Source organism: Stutzerimonas stutzeri (assembly GCF_024448935.1).
GTDB lineage: Bacteria > Pseudomonadota > Gammaproteobacteria > Pseudomonadales > Pseudomonadaceae > Stutzerimonas > Stutzerimonas stutzeri_AO.
Window position 1 is genome coordinate 1 of the sequence record NZ_JAMOIE010000178.1, and the last position, 3100, is coordinate 3100.

At 61.0% G+C, this 3100-nt stretch carries 2 protein-coding genes and 4 pseudogenes; all 6 read right to left on the reverse strand.

The annotated features are described in order from the left end of the window. Positions 1–243, reverse strand: a pseudogene (locus tag NA637_RS24395) (asparagine synthase-related protein); the annotation flags it as partial. 3 nt (positions 244–246) lie between these two features. Beyond that, on the reverse strand, positions 247–786 hold the full coding sequence (locus tag NA637_RS24400) for a YSC84-related protein (RefSeq protein WP_256075121.1): 540 nt from the start codon (positions 784–786) through the stop codon (positions 247–249). Positions 787–1084: 298 nt separating this feature from the next. Continuing rightward, positions 1085–1243 (reverse strand): DUF3309 family protein, encoded by a 159-nt coding sequence (locus NA637_RS24405; RefSeq protein WP_256075120.1) that lies wholly within the window; start codon positions 1241–1243, stop codon positions 1085–1087. Between the two features lie 233 nt (positions 1244–1476). Further along, positions 1477–2361: pseudogene (locus NA637_RS24410) on the reverse strand (ISL3 family transposase); the annotation flags it as partial. Positions 2362–2663: 302 nt separating this feature from the next. After that, a pseudogene (locus tag NA637_RS24415) lies at positions 2664–2864 on the reverse strand (IS91 family transposase); the annotation flags it as partial. A gap of 4 nt (positions 2865–2868) precedes the next feature. After that, positions 2869–3100, reverse strand: a pseudogene (locus NA637_RS24420) (glutamine-hydrolyzing GMP synthase); the annotation flags it as partial.

A 3100-nucleotide genomic window follows, 5' to 3' on the forward strand; every position in this document is an offset into this window, starting at 1 on the left:
GGCGAACACGCAGGTCAGCTGATTGCCGATGGCCTGGTGCAGGAGTGCGGCAACCACGGACGAATCGACCCCGCCGGAGAGGCCCAGCAACACCTTGCCCTCACCCACCTGCCGGCGCACCGTGGCGATGGCGTCCGCAATAATGTTGCCGGGCGCCCAGGCGTTGCCGCAGCCACAGATGTCGTGCACGAAGCGGGCGCAGATGCGCGTGCCCTGCGGAGTGTGGGTGACTTCGGGATGGAATAATTATCGGTCGATCCTGGAAATCTTCGTGCCTTCGATGCTGACGCCAGCCATCAAGCCCTGCTGGCTGAAAATGAATGCATAAGCATCATCCTTCGCCGTTGAAGTCGAAAGATTCTTCGCCACGCCCTCGTCGACCACGACGACGGTCGGCCCTACGCCGATTTCCCATCCCTTGGTCTTCTCGACATAGCGCACGGCATCGTCCGTCATCAGAAACACGGCGTAGCCATACGACTGCGCACCGATCTGCAGACCCCAGGACCCGGTGACGGAATTGTAGTAATCCACGACTCTGGCCCCCTTCATCAGCACGCCTTCACCATAACTGCCACCGAATACGAGTCCGGCCTTGACAATGTTCGGGAAGACGAGCACGGCCTTGGCGGTACGCGAAAGAGACTCGGCGACGGAGCTGGTTTCATAGAGCGTCTTGAGCGCCTGCGCGGAGTCCTTGTCCAGATCCTCGGCGGTTGCCGCACCCGCCTGGCCCGCGACACCCATCGAAACGACCAACGCCATCGCGATCAGGGCCGCAACCATGTTGCCTCTTATATTGAACATTTCACATCTCCTATTTGATAAGTGCTCATGGTCCTTCGCGACTGCGAAAACCGGGCATGGAACCCGTTGCCTGGAAATTTCCGATACAAACGTCAGCCTAGCCCATGATCGGGCACTGCCCTATACGATGTCGAACATAAACCCGCATCCATACAGAAAGACGGAGGGGGCCCGGAAGCGGTTGCAGACCCTTTTTCTTGCCATCCCGGAAGCTCATTCCCGTAGGCTTCGACGTCACTCGAGTCGTATGCCGTTCCCGACCGCTCGAGGGCTGATGTCAGAGGCACCCCATCACGAACAGGACGAGGAGGATCACTAGAATCACGCCCGCGATTCCGCTTGGAGCGTAACCCCAGCTCCGTGCGTGAGGCCATACCGGCAGGACCCCTAGGAGCATCAGAATCAAGATGATCAACAGAATGGTACCGATAGTCATGGTCTTCTCCTTTGCAGCTCCTCATTCAGTGCCGCAGTCATTACCGCAGTTGGCAGATTCACTTGCGCCCTGGTGCACAGGAGCCGCTGTATCTGCCCGCGATCGCGTAGGCCCCGCACCGGCTGCGCTACCGCGCCAATCATTTGGTTCATCGCGCTTTCCCGGGGAAGGCGGCCTTGATTTCAGGAAGAAGTAGTCCGAGTCCCGGAAACCATAGGCCATGCGCTAGATCACCTTGATACGGCGAGCAATTCATGCAACTGCACGGCTTGGCCGTCCTTGAGGTTCTCAGCGTTGCGCAGCAGCAGCCAGCGGCTGCGCTTGACCACCTTGCGCGCTGGTTTGTTATCGCGCAGGAGGTTGGCCTGGTCGATGCGGATCCGGTCGATCACCTCACGACCGTAGCGCGCCACCCCATGGAACAGGTCGTACACCACTTCGGCTTGAGAGCAGTGCCGCTTCACTTCCAGGTCGAAAGCGGCGTTCATGTCCATGGCGACCGCCTCGATGTGCTGGCAATGCTCACCGAGCCACTCGAAGAATGGGCGAATCGCCTGGCGGCTGTTGCCGTGGCCAACCCACAGCACGCGTGTTCGCTCGGTATCCATGATCACCGTGGCGTAGCGATGGCCCGTGTGCAGGGCGAACTCGTCCATCACCAGGCGCCGCCGGACGTCGCCGGGCTCGATGGCGCCTGCCTGCGCTTCCAGGCGGCGTTTGTCGAGGGCCTTGAGGGTGTGCCAATGCAGGCCGGTGCGGTGGCTAACGTGGCTGATGGGCAGTATCCACAACAAGCTCTCGAGCCAGGCTTGCAAGCGTCGAGTCAGGCGGGAAGCCGTCTCCAGCCAATCGATCCGTTCGGTCACCCGCCCACACCGCAGGCAGTCGACGCGACGCACGGGCAATTGGAGCGACACCCGCTGATCCAGCAGGTCGCGGTCACGCACGTGGCATAGACGCCGTTCGTAAATCAACGGACAGGGCTGCAGACGGCGCCCACACCGGGGCACTCGCGCGGCCTGGGGTTCGAGCTCGATCAGCAGGGTATTTTCAGCTACGGGGCGAGAAGCGACGACGTCGTAGCCTGGCCAGAAAGCGGTAAGATCAATAGGATGCACGGCGACAGCAGGGTGTGGGGGTTGGGATGTTGAACGACTGCCAATTTACCCACTTCCCTGCCTGTCAACCCGCTCTTCCCCCAGAATCCGCGAAGAACCAATCATTTCGCCAGCGCTCTGCACGATACTACGCACTGGTGCATCGCGTGCAAGGAAGAATGAACGCCCCTTTTCCCCAGGTCCAGCAACCGCTCACCCGTCAACGGCCCGCCACTTCACCGGTCGATCATCCTGAGTGCGCCCGAATTGCGCGTATATCGTCTGGGAATCTGCCCGCATTTTCTCCAATTGCGTCCTCGTCCTGCCCCCTCGGCCAGCCGGGATCCTGCCGCGGTGCTAAAGCCGCGGCGTTTGCAATCGAAAACGACCCGGTGCTCGACGTGGCAAGTGTCGTAGCACACCCGAAGAAACCCGTGTTCGAGGCAGCCGCATTTGAGGTAATCCTCGAACTCCCGCCGGACACACCCCGGCAATTCCCCACCCTGCTCCGCCAAATGGGCAGCCCCGTCACTCCCACTCGATCGTGGCGGGCGGCTTGCTCGATACGTCGTAGGTCACGCGTGAGATACCGTCGATTTCGTTGATGATGCGGTTGGAGACCTTCTCCAGCAGCTCATATGGCAAATGTGCCCAGCGCGCGGTCATGAAGTCGATGGTTTCCACCGCACGCAGGGCGACGACCCAGGCGTAGCGGCGGCCATCGCCGACGACACCCACCGACTTGACCGGCTGGAAGACT